Here is a 19,012-nt window from a genome sequence, read left to right on the forward strand (position 1 = left end):
AACAAGCTCGGAAGCCCCTTGGAGACCATTGGGAGATCAGAGGCTTGATCCGAGATCGCAGCTTAGAGGGCGGTGTGATGACAGAGGCAATTCGCGGGTTCTGGGTGGCATCGGCGACGCCGCTGGCGGCCGACGGCAGCGTGGACGCCGCCAAGCTTGCGGCTCACGCCAAGCAGCTGTTCGGCAATGGTGTCGACGGCGTCGTGCTGTTCGGCACCACTGGCGAGGGCACCTCGTTCAATGTCACCGAGCGCGTTGCGACCATCGAAGCCGTGCTCAAGGCCGGTGTTGCGCCGGAACGCATCGGCATCGGTGGTGGCTTTCCCGCCATCACCGACAGTATCGCACTCTCGCGCGCGGCGCTCGGCCTCGGCCTGCGCCACGTGCTGGTGCTGCCGCCTTACTTCGACCGCAGCGTCGCGCCTGAAGGCATCGAGGATGCCTTTGCCGCGATCATCGACGGCGTCGCCGACGATCGGCTGCGTGCTTATCTCTATCACATCCCGCAGATGTCGGGCGTTGCTATCCCCACCGCCGTCGCCGCGAGCCTGCGCAAGCGTTACGGCAAGGTGATTGCCGGCCTGAAGGACTCCAGCGGTGACTTCAAGCAGTTCCAGGCATTCCGTGCGGCGGCTCCCGAGCTCGCCATCACCGTCGGCAATGAAGCCGATATCACCCGCGCGATCGCCGCTGGCGGCGCCGGCACCATCTGCGGCATGGCCAACGTCGTGCCCGAGCTGGTCAAGGGCATGGTCGAGGGCAAGGATGTCGAAGCGCGCATGCAGGCTGCGATCAAAATCGTGCTGAAGACGCCCTCGTTCACCGCGACGCTGAAAGCGATCCTGGCGGCACAGACCGGCGATGCGGCCTGGCAGCGCGTGCGCCCGCCGCTCCGCGCCTCGTCCGACGGCTCCGCATTCAAGCGGAAGCTCGACGAGTTGACGGCTCCTGCTATCGCCTGAGACCGCACAAAATCGTGATACGCCGCCGCCAGTTCGCGCGCTGCGTGTCGCGGCCGGCACGGCGGCAATCGAAGATTGCCGTTCGATGCCGCTCCGTCCTTAGAACGATTCAACACTAGAGCGATTCAACTCTGCCTGCGGTTCTCTTCAATCGCTGCGGCTGTTAGACGCGCCAGCTTCAAGGCTGCGTCTGACCGGGAAGTGAATCGAACGTGCGTGCTTATCTGGATGGCCAGCGCATCTGCAGCCATCGAACTCATGCCGGCAAGAGCCGTGCGGGTCTTCTCATCGGAGCGGCCATGCTGCTCGCCGAATGCCCCTCCAACACGACGACCGCGCAGGCGCAATCGGCCCTGCCGCCGGTGACGGTGGAGGCGCCGGCGCAGCGGCCGAAGCTGGTGCGCGCATCGGACCAGCCGTCGCGCCGCGCGCAGACCGCCGCGCGCCAGCGCAATCGTAACCCTGCGGCCGCCGCACCGACGCTCTCGGAGCGCGCGGCTGCGGAAGCCGCCGCGCAGCAGGCCGCAAAGCTCGGCTACCGCGCGATGCCGAGCGCGACGACGCTGCGCAGCGGCGCCTCGCCACTCGACACCTCTCAGTCCGTCAACGTCGTGCCCGAGCAGGTGTTGAAGGACCAACTGCCGCGCAACATCGACGACGCGCTGATCAATATCAGCGGCATCACCCAGACCAACACGCTTGCCGGAACCCAGGATGCCGTGATCCGCCGTGGCTTCGGCGACAATCGCGACGGCTCGATCATGCGCAACGGCATGCCGCTGGTGCAGGGCCGCAGCCTCAATGCCGCCGTCGAAAGCGTCGAGGTGCTGAAGGGACCGGCCTCGCTGCTCTACGGCATCATGGACCCCGGCGGCATCGTCAACACCATCAGCAAGCGTCCGGAGCTGTACCAGCACGGCTCGGTCACGCTGCTCGGGTCGACCTACGCGAACAACCGCAGCGGCGCCGACGGCACGCTCGACATCACCGGCCCGATCGGCGACGGCGGTCTCGCCTATCGCTTCGTCGGTTACGGCGTCAGCGAGGACTATTGGCGTAATTTCGGCCGCCACAGGGAAATGCTGGTGAACCCGTCGCTGGCCTGGTACGGCGACACCACGACGGTTCAGCTCACCTATGAGCACCGCGAGTTCATCACGCCGTTCGACCGCGGCACGTCCTTCGTCAAGGGGGCGCCGCTGGCGATCCCGGCGACGCGCCGGCTCGACGAGCCCTTCAACAATATGTGGGGCACCTCCGACCTGGTGCAGGCGTCGGTGGAGCAGAAGCTCGACGACAATTGGAAGGTCACCGCGGCTTACAGCTACAACACCGAGACCTTCAGCGCCAATCAGCTCCGCATCACAGGCGTCAACGCCGCGACCGGCGTCGAGACCCGCAGCAACGATGGCACCCGTAACTCGCTGAGCAATGCCAGTTACGGCACCTCGTATCTGCAGGGCGACGTCTGGGTCGGCGGCTTCCGAAACGAGATCCTGTTCGGAGGCGAAGCGCTCTATCGCACGATCGATCGCCACGATCTGATCCGCCAGGCGACGCCAAGCTTCAATTTCTACAACCCGGTCTACGGACTGGTCGTGCCGGGCACGACCGTTTCGGCAACCGACAGCGAGCAGACCGACAAGCTCGGCACCCGCGGCTTCTTTGCTCAGGACACCTTCCATCTGACCAACTGGCTGTCCGTGGTTGGGGGCGTGCGCTGGATGGAATACGAGCAGCTCGCAGGAAAGGGCCGGCCAGTCTTCGTCACGAACACCAATCTCGCAGGCGACAAGGTGTTGCCGCTCGGCGGCGTCATCGTCAAGCTGAACGACCAGCTCTCCTATTACGTGAGCTATACGCAGTCGCTGAAGCCGACCTCGACCATCGCGGCTTTCACCACCGGCTTCGTCGTCGACTCCACCATTGCGCCCGAAGAGGGAACGCAGTGGGAGACCGGGCTGAAGTTCGATGTCAACAAGCGGCTGTCGGGCACCCTGGCGGTCTACGACATCGAAAAGAAGAACGTGCTGGTGCTCGATGACATCGGCAACGGCAAGTCGGCGGCGCGCACCTCCGGAGCGGCCCGGTCGCGCGGCGTCGAATTGGACGTGACCGGCAAGCTGACCGACCACTGGAGCATGATTGGAAGTTACGGCTATACCGATGCGCGCCTGATCAATGATCCCGTCGTCGGCAACGCAAAGTTGCTGAATGTCGCGATGAACACGGCCTCACTCTATCTCGTCTATGATTTCGGGGACGCGCTCGCCGGACGTCTGCGGCTGGGCGGCGGCGCGCGCTATGTCGGTGACCGGCCGGGCGACGCCGCCAACACGTTCTTCATGCCGGCCTATACCGTCGCAGACATCTTTGCGACTTACGACACGAAGGTCGATAATCTGCCGGTGACCTATCAGTTCAACGTCAAGAACCTGTTCGACAAGGTCTACTACACATCCACCACCGGTAACGCCCTGAACGTCGCCATCGGCGATGCGCGGCGCGTATCGCTGTCGGCCACGGTGAAGTTCTAGCCATGGCCGCGCGGCTCGGACACACCATCAAGGCGGTCCTGTTTCAGGTCCATTCCATCGCGGGCCTGGTCCTTGCGCTGCTGGTGTCCCTGATCGCGCTGACCGGCGCGACCATGAGTTTCGAGGACGAGATCGTCGATCATCTCAATGCCGGCATCATGCAGGTCGCGCCGCGTCAGGCGCCGGCGCTGATGCCTGATGCGCTGGTTGCCCGGCTGAAGGCCTCGCAGGACCTCGGCAAGGTCGCCGCCGTCACACTGTCGAGCGATCCATCTGCGGCGGTTCATGTCCGCTTTGCCCGTGACGATCGGGGCGACCGGCCGACCTCGCTCTATGTCGATCCCTATGACGCCCGCGTGCTGGGCTCGCCGCGCGGCGAAGCATTTTTCGCGACCGTGCGCCGGCTGCATCGCTGGCTGCTCATTCCCGGCGACGGCAAGGGCTGGGGACGTCCGATCACCGGCACGGTCGCGCTCGGCCTGATCCTCATGCTGGTGTCGGGCCTCGTGCTGCGCTGGCCGCGTCGTGCAGGCAGTCCGAAAATGTGGCTGAAACCGAATCTTGGGCTCGGTGGCCGCGCTCTGCACCGGTCGTTGCATACCGTGATCGGCACCTGGGTCCTTCCGGTCTATCTGACGATGACGCTCACCGGCCTGTATTTCTCATTCGAATGGTACAAGGACGGCGTGACCTGGCTGCTCGCACGTCCGCACGTCACGGCAGCGAAAATGCCCGCAAAGCTGCCGCGTGCGGCCAACTCCGAACCGGCGCCGCCAATCGGATTCGATCAGGCCTGGATGACGTTCCAGCGTGAGGAGAGCGACCGATTCTCCAGGGCCTTGCTGACGCTGCCTGCGCAGGGTACGACGTTGCGCATCCGGTCGTGGGGGAAAGCCTCGTTGCTGGAAACCACGCGCGACGAATTCCGCATCGACGCCGTCACCGGGCAGTTGGTCTCAGCGGAGCGCTTTGCTGACAAGACGTTCGGCGAAAAGAGCATCGCGGCCATCTACGACATCCATCGCGGCGAGATCCTGGGCTGGCCGGGCAAGCTCGCATTCATGATTGCCGCGATGTCGATGCCGTTATTCGCGGTCACCGGCATCCTGCTCTATCTGTCGCGCCGCAAGCTGCGCCGTCCGGCACAGCAGCCGCTCGGGCGACTCGTTCCCGGCGAGTGAGCCGACGAGGCTAGCCAACGCGCTTCTAATCGGTCAAAAGCTCATGGCCCTCTTCTCAAGGTCCGCGCCATGAAGCTTCCGACCGTCACCCCCGCCGATATCCGCCGCGCACTGCTGCTGCGCGAAGAAATCGCGCTGCTCGATCTCAGATACGAGGCAGGCTTTGCGACGGGGCATCCCCTGTTCGCGGCCAACATGGCCGTGGATCGGATCGAGGTCGAAGCCCAGGTGAGGCTGCCGCGCAAGGACGTGGCGATCGTGCTTTACGATGACGGCGAGGGGCTGGTCGCGGCCGGCGCCGAACGCCTCCTCGCGCTCGGATATACCCATATCAGCGCGCTCGACTGCGGGCTGAAGGCCTGGCGTGCAGCGGGCTATGAGGTTTTCGAGGACGTCAATTCCTATTCGAAAGCGTTCGGCGAACTGGTCGAGGCGCGACGGCACACGCCGTCGTTCAGCGCCGACGAGGTGGCAAAACTCATCGCGGACAAGGCCAACATCGCCATCCTCGACGTCCGCCGCTTCGACGAATATGCGACCATGAACATTCCGGGCTCGGTCAGCGTGCCCGGCGCGGAGCTGGTGCTGCGGGCGGGGCAGGCCGCGCCCGATCCTGAAACCACCATCATCGTCAATTGCGCCGGCCGTACCCGCTCGATCATCGGCACCCAGTCGCTGATCAATGCCGGCGTGCCCAATAAGGTGCGGGCGCTGCGCAACGGCACCATCGGCTGGACGCTGGCGCGGCACACGCTCGATCACGGCGCCGACAGGCGCGGCGCGCTCGGCTCGTTCGAGAGCGGCCCGGCCAATGCGCGCGACGTCGCCTATCGCGCCGGTGTTCGCCATATCGGCGCAAGCGAGATGGCTGCACTCGTCGCGCAAACGGACCGCACCCTCTATCGTTTCGACGTGCGCGATGCCGAGGAATATGCGGCGGGTCACCTCGCGGGCTTCCGCCATTATCCCGGCGGCCAGCTGGTCCAGGAGACCGACATGGCCGCGCCCGTGCGTGGCGCGCGCATTCTCCTGACCGACGACAAGGGTGTCCGCGCCGATATGACCGCATCATGGCTCGCCCAGATGGGTTGGGAGGTTTATGTGCTGGAAGGAGGCTATGATGGCGCGCTCGAGATCGGCCCGCCGCGCGTGCTGCCCAAGCCCGATCCGGCCCACCGTTACCGCCGGCCCTATGAAGGCACCGACGTCGCGCAAGCCGCGATGCAGGCCTATCTCGATTGGGAATATGGGCTGGTCGAGCAACTCCGCCGTGACGGCACGCACGGATTTTATGTGATTTGACGGTGTTATCCGTCACCCTGAGGCGCTCGCCTCTTCGGCGAGCCTCGAAGGGCGACGGCCCGGCTCCCTCCGCGCGGCTGTATCGGGGCCGTCCATCCTTCGAAGCTCCCCGTGCGGTGCTTGGCACCGCACGTCTCGCACCTCAGGATGACAGGACGGCCGCCGCGGCCCGGCGCTGTAAACGTCTACCTCCCCGCCATTTTCTCCCCGTATCCGACCCCTATTGTGCCGCGCACCGTCCGCGGTCTATGAGCTGCGACAAAGCTCATCATCTATGGAGACACCATGCCAGCCCCAGGCCAAAGCCCTGAGCGGAGTGCCAAGGCCCTGCTGCTCGAAGGCGTCAACGACAGCGCTGTCGACCTTTTCAAGGGCGCGGGCTTCACCAATGTCGAGCGGCTGACCAAGGCGCTGGACGGTGACGATCTGCGGCGTGCGCTCAAGGGCGTGTCGCTGCTCGGCATCCGCTCGCGCACCCAGATCACCGATGACGTGCTCGCGGCCGCCGACCAGCTTCTCGCTGTCGGCTGCTTCAGCGTCGGCACCAACCAGGTCGATCTTGCGGCGGCGCGCAAGCGCGGCATTCCCGTCTTCAACGCGCCGTTCTCCAACACGCGCAGCGTCGCCGAGCTCGTGATCGGCGAGATCGTGATGCTGCTGCGGCGGATCTTTCCGCGCTCGGTGTCGGCGCATGAAGGCGGCTGGGATAAATCGGCGACCGGCAGCCGCGAGGTGCGCGGCCGCACGCTCGGCATCGTGGGCTACGGCAATATCGGCTCGCAGCTCTCGACGCTGGCCGAAGCCATCGGCATGCGCGTGATCTATTTCGACCGCACCGACAAGCTCCGCCACGGCAACACCGAGCCGGTCGAGAGGCTGGAGGAGCTGCTGGCGCAGAGCGACGTCGTCAGCCTGCACGTGCCGGAGACGCCGGAGACCGCGGGCATGATCGGCGAGAAGGAGCTACGGGCGATGAAATCCGGCTCGTTCCTCATCAACAACAGCCGCGGCACCGTGGTCGATCTCGACGCGCTCGCTCGCTCTTTGCGCGATGGTCATCTCGCCGGCGCGGCCGTCGACGTGTTTCCGGTCGAGCCGTCGTCGAATTCTGATCGCTTCAAAAGCCCCATACAGGGCCTCGAGAACGTCATCCTCACCCCGCATATCGGCGGTTCGACCGAAGAGGCGCAGGAGCGCATCGGCGGCGAAGTCGCGCGCAAGCTGGTCGACTATTTCATCACGGGCTCGACCATGGGCGCGGTGAACTTTCCGGAAGTGCAGCTGCATCTGCGTCCCTCCGGCGCGCGCTTCAGTCATGTCCATCGCAACGTGCCCGGCATGCTGCGCCGGCTCAACGAGGTCTTCCTCCAGCGCGACATCAACATCGCCGCGCAATATCTGGAGACCGCCGGCGATCTCGGTTACGTCGTGCTCGATGCCGATCTGGCGGGGCAGGATTCCGCGGCGCTGCTCCAGCAGATCCGCGCCCTCGACGGCACGGTCGGCGCGCGGCTGGTGTTCGAGCACTAAAGCATGATCCGGAAAAGTGCGCAGCGGTTTTCCGAAAAGATCATGCTTAAACAACGACCTAAAGCGCGATGACGATTCATCCTCATCGCATCGCGCTTTAGACGGCGCGGGGCCCACGTTCCGGTTGCATTTCTCCGCCAAGGCTCTCTAAACTACGCCATCGACTTCGACGCCCACGTACAAGTCGCGTCGAATTGAGCTTCAGTTGCGTGAGTGCCGCGATGGAACCGGACAGCGTACTGATTGATCTCGCGCTTCAAGGCGGCGGTTCGCATGGCGCCTTCACCTGGGGCGTGCTCGATCGCCTGCTGGAAGAGAAGCGGCTTACGATCGCCGCGATCTCCGGGACGTCTGCGGGCGCGATGAACGCAGCGGTGCTGGCGGATGGGTGGACGGCCGGTGGGGCCGAGGGTGCGCGTGACGCGCTCGAACGATACTGGCGCCGCGTTTCGAAGGCGGCGGCCTTCAGCCCGCTCCAGCGCTCGCCGCTCGACCGGCTGATGGGGCGCTGGACGCTCGATACGTCGCCGGCCTACATCCTGACCGACCTGATGTCGCGGGTGCTCTCCCCCTACGACCTCAATCCGACCGGCTACAATCCGCTGCATGCGGTGCTGGCTGAGAGCATCGATTTCGAGCGCCTCGCGCGCTCGCCGATCAAGCTGTTCATCACTGCGACGCGGGTGCGCACTGGGCGAGGACGCATCTTCCGCAACGCGGAGATCACGGTTGACGTGTTGCTCGCGTCGGCCTGCCTGCCAACCATGTTCCGCGCGATCGAGATCGACGGCGAACCGTATTGGGATGGCGGCTATGCCGGCAACCCGACCATCACACCGCTCATTCGCGAAAGCGACGCGCACGACACCATCCTGGTGCAGATCAATCCGACTGAAAAGCCGGAAGAGCCGCGGACGGCTGCGGAGATACTCAATCGGCTGAACGAGATTTCGTTCAACTCGCCGCTGATGAAGGAGTTGCGTATGATCGCGTTGCTGCGTCAGGCGGCCGACCCGGGAAGCGGCGAGGGCGCGCGCTGGGCGAAGATGCGGACCCACCGCGTCAAGAGCGACATGCTGGCGAAGTTCGGCGCCTCGTCCAAGCTCAACGCCGAATGGGAGTTCGTCTCGATGCTGCACGGCGAAGGACGTCAGGCGGCCGAAACGTTCCTCGACGAGCACGGCCCGGATATCGGTCGGCGCTCGACCGCCGATCTCGACATCCTGCTGTCGGAGTGCTGAGAGGTGGGGCTTCTCGGCATTCTCGTCGGGCTTGGCCTTCTCGTCCTATTCGCCTTTCGCGGCTGGAGCGTTCTTCTGCTGGCGCCGTTCGCCGCGCTCGTCGCGGCGCTGTTCGGCGGCGAGCCGCTGCTTGCGAACCTGACGCAGATCTTCATGGTGAATGCTGCTGCATTCCTGGCGCAGTTCTTCCCGATCTTCCTGCTTGGCGCCGTATTCGGGAAACTGATGGACGACAGCGGGGCGGTCGCGTCGGTTGCCACCTTCATGGCGAGACGTCTTGGCGAGCGCCGCGTGATCCTGGCGGTCGTGCTCGCCGGTGCGATGGTCACCTATGGCGGCGTCAGCCTGTTCGTCGCGTTCTTCGTGATCGTCCCCATGGCCCGCTCGCTGTTTCGTGCCGCCGCGATTCCGCGGCGATTGATTCCGGCCGCGATCGTGCTGGGCACATCGACCTTCACGATGTCGGCCTTGCCGGGCACGCCATCGATCCAGAACGCGATCCCGATGCCGTTCTTCGGAACGACGCCGTTTGCCGCACCCGGACTCGGCATCATCGCCTCCCTGATCATGGCTGGCGCGGGATTGTGGTGGCTGCGCCGCGCTGAAGCCGCGGCCCGCCGTGCGGGGGAAGGCTATGGCGAGGACATGGAGGGTGCGGCCGAACGTGCCGTCGACGACGAACTGGTCCGCGAATACGCCACCACCGCGCGAGAGTTCGATCCGGCCGAGATCCGGCATGGACGGCGCGGTGAACCTTCGGCTCCGGTGGTGAGTGCCATCCTGCCGCTGGCCGTCGTCGTGGCCGTCAATCTCCTGATGTCGCTGCTGGTGTTGCCGCGGCTCGATGTCTCGTATCTGAGCGAGCAGCGCTTCGGCGGGACATCGTTGGCGGCGGTCGCTGGTGTGTGGTCGGTCAGCACCGCCCTGGGCGCTGCCATCGTCACGACCATCCTTCTCAATTGGGCCCGGCTTCCGTCACTGCGGCAGACCATGGACGCCGGTGCCAATGCATCGGTTCTGCCGGCGCTCAGCGTCGCCAGCCTCGTCGGATTCGGCGCGGTCATCGCGGCGCTGCCGGCTTTCGAAACGGTGCGAGACTGGGTGCTTGCGATCGAAGGTGGCCCGTTGGTTTCGCTCGCGGTTGCGACCAATATTCTGGCCGCGCTGACCGGCTCGGCATCCGGCGGCTTGACGATCGCGCTCGACGCGCTCGGCCAGACCTATGTCGAGATCGCCGCGCGCAGCGGCATCGACCTTGCGCTGATGCATCGCGTCGCGGTGATCGGTTCGGGGACGCTGGACATCCTGCCGCACAACGGTGCGGTGGTCAGCCTGCTCGCGATCTGCGGCCTGACCCATCGCGACAGCTATCTCGACATTGTGATGGTGGGCATCGTGACGTCGCTATTGGCGCTGGTGGCCGTGATCGCCTTGGGGAGCGCGCTCGGATCATTCTGATGAGCGGCTCGGCGTGAGCGATTGACGGGAGGACGAAGGTTGCATTGAATGCGGCCAGCCGTCGACGCAACAAATCGAGAAAGCCGGGTGGAAACGATGACGCGAAAGAAAGCGAAGCTGTGTGCGTTGCTTGTAAGCTCGATGGCGACACTGGGGACGGGCGCGGCGTCGGCGGCAACGCTGGCAGAGGACGCCGATGCGGTCTGCAAGGGTCTCGTCGGCGCTGCCGATGCCGTGAAGATCGACTCCGCGACCTTGCAGGCGCCCTCGCCGATCGCCGTCGCCGAACGCGGGCCGACGCCGTCCGGGCGCATCACGCCGGCCAACCCCGGCTTCTGCAAGGTGCTCGGCCATATCGACCCTGCCGATCCCAAGGCGCCGCCGATCAGATTCCAGGTCAACCTTCCCGTCGAATGGAACGGCCGCTCGCTGCAATATGGCGGCGGTGGTTTCAACGGTGTGCTGATCACCGGCCTTGCGCTGCCGCCGGCCTATCCCTTCGACAAGCCGTCGCCGCTGGCGCGCGGCTTCGTCACCTATGGCACCGATTCGGGTCACGAGACCAAGCAAGGCGAGCCGCCACAGGTCTTCGCGCTCAACGACGAAGCCTTCGAGAATTTTGCCCACCGCGCCTACAAGAAGGTGCGCGATGTGGCCGTTGGGCTGATGGAGCGCGCCTACGGCAAGAGACCTGAGAAGATGTACTTCATGGGTTCGTCCGAGGGCGGCCGTGAAGGCCTGACCATGGCGCAGCGTTACCCCGACGATTTCGACGGCATCTTCGCACGCGTGCCCGTGATCAACTGGGTCGGCCTGCAGCATGCCGGCACGCGTTCGGGTCTCGTCACGATGGGGGCGGGTTGGATCAATCCGGCGCAGGTGAAGCTCGTCGGCGAAGCCGTGCGGACGGCTTGCGACAAGGCCGATGGCTCCGACGATGCGCTGGTGCAGGACCCCGTCGCCTGCAAGGCGGCATTCAAGGTCGAGACGCTGCGCTGTGAGGCCGGAAATCGCGGCGATCAGTGCCTGACCGATGCGCAGATCAAGGCGATCGATACCTTGCACGGGACCTACAAATTCCCGTTCGCGCTCGCCAACGGTCTCGACGACTATCCCGGCTGGGGCGTGTCGGGCGAGGACACGCCGGCGATAGGTCCGACCGGCGGTTGGGTTTCGTGGTGGCTCGGCACCGCGCCGCCGGCGCAACCGCCTGCGCCCAACAACGGCATCGCCTGGATCTACGGCGCCGGCGGCATTCAATATGTCTTTGCGCGCGACCCCAAGCTCGATGTCACCAGCTACAAGGTTGAGGAGCACAAGGCGCGGCTGCTCGAGGTTTCAAAGCTGATGGATTCGACCGATCCCGATCTCGGCCGCTTCCGCGCCCGCGGCGGCCGTCTGATCATGCTCGAGCACATGGCCGACTACGCGCAGAGCCCCTATGCCGGCATCCGCTATTTCGAGAGCGTCGAGCGCAAGCTCGGCAAGACCGAGACCGCGGAGTTCGCGCGGCTCTACACCGCACCCGGCGTCGATCATGTCGGCTCCGGCGCACCGGCCAATGTCGATATGTTGAGCGTGCTGGTCGACTGGGTCGAGAAGGGCAAGGCACCCGGCGACCTCGAAGTTGCCGAGCAGAAGGTCGAGGCGCCCTCATTCGCAACGCTGCGCGCGCTGCCGCTGTGCCGCTGGCCGGCCTGGCCGCACTACAAGACGGGTGCGGTGACGGAGGCGGCGAGCTTCACCTGCGCGCCGTAACGGGGCGCGTTTGACAACAAGCTTGCGTCCGGCTATCTATTTCGCATGCGAAATAAAGCGGTCGACGCGCGGCATCATCGGTTGATCTACCTGCTGAGCGTCGCGCAGCGCCGCTTGCAGCGCTGGATGGCGGCGCGGCCGGAGAACGAGGTGACGCCGGCGCAGGCCGGGCTGCTGTTCATCCTCGGCAAGCAGGACGGCGTCCTGATGGGCGAGGCGGGCGCAGCGCTCGACATGGGGCCGGCCGGCATTTCCGGCCTCGTCGACCGCACGGAGGCGGCGAGATTGATCGAGCGGCGGGCCGATCGCGAGGACGGCCGCGCCTGGCGCATCTGGCTGACGCCGAAGGGGCGGACCGCGTTGGCGCAGGCGAAAGACGGCGCGGCAGAGGTCAACGCCGCGCTGACGGACGGATTCACGGCTGCGGAGATCGACATCGTCGCGCGCTGGCTGACCAGCATTCAGGACAAGTTTCCAAGACCTTCAGAAACAAGACCTTCAGAAACAAGACCTTCAGACGAATCCAGGGAGTAGAGCAATGACCGAGCACGTCCGGATCGAGAACAATGGCGGAATTCTCACCCTCACGCTGGCGCGCCCCGACAAGAAGAACGCGCTGACCGATGCGATGTACGGCATGCTCGCCGATGCCATCGAATCCGCCGAGTTCGATCCGTCGGCCCGCGTGATCCTGATCCGCGGCGAGGGCGACATGTTCACCGCCGGCAACGACGTCGGCGAATTCGCCGCGGTCGCAGCCGGCAAGTCCGAAGGCAGCCGTAACGTCGTGCGCTTCATCCAGTCGCTGGCCCGCTGCACCCGGCCGCTGGTCGCCGCCGTGCAGGGCCGCGCCGTCGGCGTCGGCACCACGATGCTGCTGCATTGCGATCTCGTCGTGCTCGCCGACAACGCGCAATTGTCGACGCCCTTCGTCAGCCTCGCATTGGTGCCGGAGGCCGCATCGAGCCTGCTGATGCCGGCGCGTATCGGCCATGCCCGTGCCTACGAGATGTTCGCGCTGGGCGAGACCGTGCCGGCGAAGGCCGCGCTGGAATGGGGCCTCGCCAACCGCGTGGTGCCGCTCGACAAGCTCGATGCCGAGGCGCTTGCGCTGGCGCAGCGTCTTGCCCGCCAGCCGGCCGGCGCGCTCACCGCCACAAAGAAGCTGATGCGCAACGGTGAAGCGCTGGTCGCGCAGATGCAGGCCGAAGGCGAGCAGTTCGCGCAGCGCCTGCGCACCGCCGAGGCGCGCGAGGCGTTTACGGCCTTTGCCGAGCGCCGTCCGCCGGATTTCACCAAGGTCGCGTGAGGGGATGCGGCCAGCCCAGGAGGCGCGGCCGCGCACAACCGCAGGTATTTGATTAAAGTCTTAACCAAACCTTGGCATGTCGCGATGCAAGGTGGCCGCTCGTAAGAGTAGGCCCCCGACCCATGGCAATGTTTAAGAAATCGGTAAGCTCCCTTCTCCTGACGCTGATGGCGCTGCTGGCCGTCGGCGCGCTGGCCTCGACGGCATTCCAGATGGCCGGCGCCTTCGGCCGCTACAGCGAGAGTCTCGAGACGGAACGTCTCGCGAATGCCGACAAGGCGATCTTCCACGGCGTGCTCGCGCTGCGTAACAATCGCGGCGATGCTCAGAGCGCGCTGCTTGGCGAGGACGATCCGCGCGCCAAGCTCGGTGCTGCCGAGAAGGCCGAGCAGGCCGGCCATGATTCCATCGTCGCGGCGCTCTCGACCGTCGACTTTGCCCGCCGCGACGAACTCGCAAGCACGCTGAAGCAGCGCTGGAGCGAGGCCGCCCCGAAATTCCAGCTGTTCTACGACGAGGCCAAGCTGCCGCGTGCCGAACGCAAGATGGAACGCACCGCACCCTGGTACGATGCCGTCACCAAGGTGATCGATACCGCCAACCTGGCGTCCACCGCGGTGTCGAACCGCGCCTGGATGAACGACCCCTTCATCGCACGCATGATCCAGGCCCGCCGCCTTGCCTGGCAGGTGCGCGACCGTTACGGCATCCAGTGCTCGACGCTGCGCCCGAACGTCAATGCCAGCAAGCCGCTCGACGAGACCCAGAAGCAGACCGTGGCGAGCTGGAACGGCATCGTTACCGCCGGCTGGACCGGGATGGAGGAGCTGCTGGCTGCGCCCGACGTGACGGCCGACCTCGTCAATGCGGCGAAGGAGGCGCGGGCCAAGACCGACGGCGTGCTCAAGCAGATCGGCGATCTCACCCGGAATTTCGACGGCAGCGGCAAGCCGGCGATGCCCGCCGCGGAATGGAACGCGCTGTGCCAGTCGCCCTTCGCGCCCATCGTCGCAGTCGCCAACAAGGCCCTCGACCAGTCGATCGCTCGTGCCGAGATGGTTCAGGCGAAAGCCCTCACCAACCTCATCGTCCAATCGCTCGCGTTTCTGCTCGCGCTTGCCGTGACGCTGACCGGTGTGTTCGTGGTGCGCAATCGCCTGATGCGCCCGGTGCGCGCCATTCTCGACGCCATCGCCCGCATCAGCGCGCGCGACTACGCGACGCCGGTGCCGCAATCCCGGCATCCCGACGAATTCGGCACCATGGCCGCGGCGCTCGAAAGCCTGCGCGAGAGCGCGGCGACCGCAGAGCGCCTGGGCCGGGAGCGCGAATCGCAGCAGGCCTTGCAACTGGCCCGCTCCGGCACCGTCGACAAGGCCTGCCGCAGTTTCGACGACACCGTGCAGGCGGTGATTCATAGCGTTGTGGCCTCGACGCGGGAGCTCGATGCCACCGCAACCGGCGTGCGCTCGCTGGTGTCGGAATCGAGCAGCCAGACCGCCGCGGTCTCCTCCGCCGCCGAGCAGGCCACCAATAATCTGGAGACCATCGCGGCGGCGACCGAGGAGCTCTCCGCATCGGTCGGCGAGATCTCCGCGCAGGTGCAGTCGAGTGCGCGAGAGGCTCGCGAAGCCGTGTCGCAGGCCGAGCAGACCAATGCGACGGTCGAGATCCTCGACCAGACCGCGAGCCGCATCGGCGAGGTCGTGAAGATGATCAACGCCATCGCCGGCCAGACCAACCTTCTGGCCTTGAACGCCACCATCGAAGCCGCGCGCGCCGGTGAAGCGGGCCGGGGCTTCGCCGTGGTCGCGGGCGAGGTCAAGAACCTCGCCGCACAGACGGCGACGGCGACGGAAGAGATCTCGCGTCAGGTCGAGGAGATCCAGGGCGCCACCGGCCAGGCCGTGACCGCGATCCGTGCCATCGGCGGCGCCATCAGCGGCATCGACGAGAAGATGACGGCGATCGCCGCCGCCGTCGAGCAGCAGCGCGCGGCCACCACCGAGATCTCGCGCAACTTCCAGCAGGCCGCGCAGGGCACGCGGGAAGTCACCGACACCATCGGCAGCGTCGCCAGGCTCAATCAGGAGACCGGCAACGCCGGCACGGTCTTGTCGGAATCCGTCAAGAAGATGTCGGCCGACGCCGACCGCCTCCGCGTCGCGGTCGAGGGCTTTTTGGGCGCGGTCAAGACCGCGTAGTTTCGCTTCAGTTTCTCCATCTGACGTCGCGCGTTCGGCATTGCCGCAGGTCCCTCCGGCGGCTACATCTGTGCCGCCGCGTCACCTATGCGGCGCCAGACGTAAGACAGATCAGGGATGGAGAGTTCGATGCCGGTCACCCCACACAAGGCCCAGCGCCCCTATCGCGGCGTGTTCCCGGTCGCGCCCACCATCTTCGATGAGCGCGGCGAGCTCGACCTCGAGGGCCAGCGCCGCTGCATCGATTTCATGATCGACGCCGGCTCGAACGGTCTCTGCATCCTCGCCAATTTCTCCGAGCAGTTCGTGCTCATCGATGCCGAGCGCGAAACCGTGATGCATGCGGTGCTGGAGCATGTCGCAGGCCGGGTTCCCGTGATCGTCACCACCACGCATTTCAGCTCGGCCGTCTGCGCCGCGCGCAGCCAGCAGGCCGAAGCCGCCGGCGCCGCGATGGTGATGGTGATGCCGCCCTATCATGGCGCGACCTTCCGCGTCCCTGAGAAGGGCATCGTCGAATTCTTCAAGGTGCTCTCCGGGGCCATCACCATTCCGATCATGATCCAGGATGCGCCGGTCGCGGGCACGCCGCTGTCGGTCGAGCTGCTGGCGCGGCTGGCGCGCGACTTCGCCAACATCCGCTATTTCAAGATCGAGGTGCCGGGCGCGGCCTCAAAGCTCCGCAGCCTGATCGAGGCGGGCGGCAAGGACATCGAGGGCCCCTGGGACGGCGAGGAGGCGATCACGCTGCTCGCCGATCTCGACGCCGGCGCCACCGGCGCGATGACCGGCGGCGGCTATCCCGACGGCATCCGCCAGATCGTCGATCCCTATTTCGCCGGGAAGCGCGAGGAAGCGAAGGCCGCCTACGAGCGCTGGCTGCCGCTGATCAATTACGAGAACCGCCAATGCGGCCTGATCGCCTGCAAGGCGATGATGCAGGCCGGCGGCGTGATCAAGTCGGACGCGGTGCGCCATCCCTTGCAGCCGCTGCATCCGGCCACGCGCGCGGGCCTGCTGGAACTCGCCAAGGAGCGCGACGCGCTGGCGCTGCGGTGGGGGAAGTAACGGTACCAAACGCTCAGTGTCGTCCCGGACAAGCGCGCCTCAAGCGCGCGTAGATCCGGGACCCATAGCCACAGAGAGAAGTTTGGCGAAGACTCGGAGTTGGCAGCTCGCTTGATAACCACTCCCTGGGATTATGGGTCCCCGCGTTCGCGGGGACGACATCGAGTGTGAGGCCCGCCCTCCAGCCTCACTCGCCAGCTTCCCAGTTGGCTGAAGGCGTCGAATTAGCGCGGTTCGGCCGTTTCCCGCAGCCCGGCGATGAAGTAGGGTACGTTCGCCAACCAGGCCCCGCGGAGCATCTCGAGACATCGTGTAACACCTCTTCATAATGCCGTTATCCCGAGCCAGGTTGGCGCGAACCGACAGAACAGGGAGGCAGTGCCATGACGATGAGGCCGGATCCCACATTTCACGCATCGCCCAGGCTTGCGATGGAAGCACCTGCGGAGAACTTCGCCTACACGTTGCTGCTCAGTCCGGATTTCTCGAAGCCGGATGCTCTCGCGGTCATCGACGTCAAGCCGGGATCGCCGACCTACAGCCAGATCGTCCACACCGTGACGATGCCCAACAAGGGTGATGAGTTTCACCACTTCGGCTGGAATGCCTGCTCCTCCGCTCTGTCGCCGCTCGCCGGACATGCCTTCATCGAGCGGCGCTATCTCATCATCCCCGGAATCCGTTCGTCGCGGATCTACATCATCGATACCAAGCCAGATCCGACCAAAGCCAAGATCCACAAGATCATCGAGCCCGAGGAAATCTTCAAGAAGACCGGCTATTCGCGGCCGCACACCATCCATTGCGGGCCGGACGGCATTTACGTGAGCACGCTGGGTGGTGGCGGTAAGGACGGCACCAACGGGCCACCAGGCGTCTTCATCATGGATTGCGAGACGTTCGAGGTCCTCGGACGATGGGAGATCGACCGCGGTCCGCAGGCGCTGCATTATGACTTCTGGTGGAATCTGCCGCGCGATTACATGGTGACGAGCGAATGGGCCTTGCCGCCGCAGTTCGAGAACGGGATCGTCCCGGAGGATCTGCTGGCGAATAAATATGGCCATCGTCTCCACTTCTGGGATCTTCGCGCCCGGCGCAACGTGCAGACCATCGACCTTGGCGCCAATCATCAGATGGCGCTCGAGGTGCGGCCTGCGCACGATCCGGTTCGCGAATACGGCTTCGTGGGCGTCGTGGTCGACACCACCAATCTCGAAGCATCGATCTGGACCTGGTGGCGCGAAGGCGGGAAATTCCACGCCGAGAAGACGGCAACGATCCCGCCCGAACCCGCGCCAAAGGAGAATCTCCCGCCGCTGCTGCAGGGATTTGGCGCCGTGCCGCCGCTCGTGACCGACATCGACCTGTCGATGGATGACCGGTTTCTCTATGTGTCGTGCTGGGGCACCGGTGAAATGCGCCAGTACGACGTCACCGATCCCAGAAAGCCGAAGCTTGCGGGCTCCGTCCACATCGGCGGCATCGCACGCCGTACAGCGCATCCGAATGGCAAGTCCTTTGCGGCCGGCCCGCAAATGGTCGAGATCAGCCGCGACGGCAGGCGCGTGTACTGGACCAATTCGCTCTATTCCACCTGGGACGACCAGTTCTATCCCGATGGGGTTCCGGGCGTGGAGGTGATGGCCAATGTCGGTCGCAACGGCGGCCTCGAGCTCGACAAGGACTATTTCGTGAGCTTCCCGGACGGCTATCGTGCGCACCAGATCAGGCTGGAGGGCGGCGATTGTTCGACGGACTCCTTTTGCTACCCGTCGGTCTAGATGGTGGGCACGCGAGCCCGGCGCTTGGCTGGCTGTGGCTCGCCCTTGTCGCGAGCGGCCTCTATCACGGAGTCAATCCGGGGATGGGATGGCCGCTCGCCGTTTCGGCCGGGCTCATGGACAAGAGCCCGCGCGCGCTCTTTCGTGCGTTGTGGGCCCTGTCGGCCGGGCATCTCCTGGCAACATTTCTCGTGCTGCTGCCATTCGCGTTCCTGCTCGTGCTGGCCGAGTGGCAGCGTTCGATCCAGATTGGCGCGAGCCTTCTCGTCATCGGCTTCGGCGTTTATCGGCTGATCGCGCGGCGTCATCCCCGCGCGCTGGCACGAATTCCGCCGACGCAATTGGCGCTCTGGTCATTTGCCGTCGCCATCGCTCACGGCGCCGCCTTGATGCTCGTGCCGATCTATCTCGGGCTCTGCCAGGCCTTCGAATTCGATGCCGGCCATGAAGCGGCGGGCGCGCTGATGAAGACAAGTCTGGGGATGGCGGTGCTGGTGTCCCTGGTGCATGTTGCCGCCATGGTCGGCGCCGGCGGATGTCTGGCGTGGCTGGTCTACCGCCATCTTGGATTGAGGTTCGTCTCGCGAAGCTGGTTCAATCTGGATGCAGTCTGGGCGGCCAGCCTCGTTCTGGTTGGCGCGGTGGCGCTCGCCTTGAATCTTGCGAGCTGGCGCTGAG

Annotated in this window: 14 protein-coding genes; all 14 read left to right on the forward strand. The window is 65.5% G+C overall.

Annotated features, from left to right (window positions below):
- The first annotated feature begins 77 nt into the window (after nucleotides 1-77).
- The 14 genes from GDN70_RS06205 to GDN70_RS06270 all read left to right on the forward strand — a co-directional run bounded on the left by GDN70_RS06205 (nucleotide 78) and on the right by GDN70_RS06270 (nucleotide 19,011).
- Entirely contained in the window at nucleotides 78-962 is an 885-nt protein-coding gene (locus GDN70_RS06205) for a dihydrodipicolinate synthase family protein (protein WP_173015759.1), read from the forward strand.
- A gap of 212 nt (nucleotides 963-1,174) precedes the next feature.
- A complete protein-coding gene (locus tag GDN70_RS06210) occupies nucleotides 1,175-3,499 on the forward strand; it encodes a TonB-dependent siderophore receptor (RefSeq protein WP_152102290.1) in 2,325 nt (774 codons plus the stop codon).
- Between the two features lie 2 nt (nucleotides 3,500-3,501).
- On the forward strand, nucleotides 3,502-4,680 hold the full coding sequence (locus GDN70_RS06215) for a PepSY domain-containing protein (RefSeq protein WP_038972231.1): 1,179 nt from the start codon (nucleotides 3,502-3,504) through the stop codon (nucleotides 4,678-4,680).
- Nucleotides 4,681-4,749: 69 nt separating this feature from the next.
- Nucleotides 4,750-5,982 carry a rhodanese-like domain-containing protein gene (locus GDN70_RS06220; RefSeq protein ID WP_152102291.1) on the forward strand — a complete coding sequence of 411 codons (1,233 nt, stop codon included), beginning with the start codon at nucleotides 4,750-4,752 and terminating at the stop codon, nucleotides 5,980-5,982.
- Between the two features lie 285 nt (nucleotides 5,983-6,267).
- Nucleotides 6,268-7,512 (forward strand): phosphoglycerate dehydrogenase, encoded by a 1,245-nt coding sequence (gene serA / locus GDN70_RS06225; protein ID WP_038972229.1) that lies wholly within the window; start codon nucleotides 6,268-6,270, stop codon nucleotides 7,510-7,512.
- A gap of 221 nt (nucleotides 7,513-7,733) precedes the next feature.
- Entirely contained in the window at nucleotides 7,734-8,753 is a 1,020-nt protein-coding gene (locus GDN70_RS06230; RefSeq protein WP_028140786.1) for a patatin-like phospholipase family protein, read from the forward strand.
- 3 nt (nucleotides 8,754-8,756) lie between these two features.
- A complete protein-coding gene (locus GDN70_RS06235) occupies nucleotides 8,757-10,211 on the forward strand; it encodes a GntP family permease (RefSeq protein ID WP_038972228.1) in 1,455 nt (484 codons plus the stop codon).
- A gap of 96 nt (nucleotides 10,212-10,307) precedes the next feature.
- Nucleotides 10,308-11,969, forward strand: a complete 1,662-nt coding sequence (locus GDN70_RS06240; RefSeq protein ID WP_173015760.1) for a tannase/feruloyl esterase family alpha/beta hydrolase — start codon at nucleotides 10,308-10,310, stop codon at nucleotides 11,967-11,969.
- A 45-nt stretch (nucleotides 11,970-12,014) separates the two neighbouring features.
- The gene (locus GDN70_RS06245) at nucleotides 12,015-12,503 is read left to right on the forward strand and encodes a MarR family winged helix-turn-helix transcriptional regulator (protein ID WP_028140783.1); all 489 of its coding nucleotides are present in this window, start codon (nucleotides 12,015-12,017) and stop codon (nucleotides 12,501-12,503) included.
- Between the two features lie 4 nt (nucleotides 12,504-12,507).
- A complete protein-coding gene (locus GDN70_RS06250; protein ID WP_152102293.1) occupies nucleotides 12,508-13,278 on the forward strand; it encodes an enoyl-CoA hydratase in 771 nt (256 codons plus the stop codon).
- A 122-nt stretch (nucleotides 13,279-13,400) separates the two neighbouring features.
- Complete coding sequence (locus GDN70_RS06255; protein ID WP_028140781.1) at nucleotides 13,401-15,482, forward strand: methyl-accepting chemotaxis protein; 2,082 nt, start codon at nucleotides 13,401-13,403, stop codon at nucleotides 15,480-15,482.
- Between the two features lie 129 nt (nucleotides 15,483-15,611).
- Nucleotides 15,612-16,550 carry a dihydrodipicolinate synthase family protein gene (locus GDN70_RS06260; RefSeq protein WP_152102294.1) on the forward strand — a complete coding sequence of 313 codons (939 nt, stop codon included), beginning with the start codon at nucleotides 15,612-15,614 and terminating at the stop codon, nucleotides 16,548-16,550.
- A gap of 383 nt (nucleotides 16,551-16,933) precedes the next feature.
- A complete protein-coding gene (locus GDN70_RS06265) occupies nucleotides 16,934-18,334 on the forward strand; it encodes a selenium-binding protein SBP56-related protein (RefSeq protein WP_038950652.1) in 1,401 nt (466 codons plus the stop codon).
- Nucleotides 18,335-18,417: 83 nt separating this feature from the next.
- A complete protein-coding gene (locus GDN70_RS06270; protein ID WP_028140778.1) occupies nucleotides 18,418-19,011 on the forward strand; it encodes a hypothetical protein in 594 nt (197 codons plus the stop codon).
- Nucleotide 19,012 lies beyond the last annotated feature (1 nt).

It is taken from the genome of Bradyrhizobium sp. TM102 (assembly GCF_009176685.1).
GTDB classification, from domain to species: domain Bacteria; phylum Pseudomonadota; class Alphaproteobacteria; order Rhizobiales; family Xanthobacteraceae; genus Bradyrhizobium; species Bradyrhizobium ottawaense.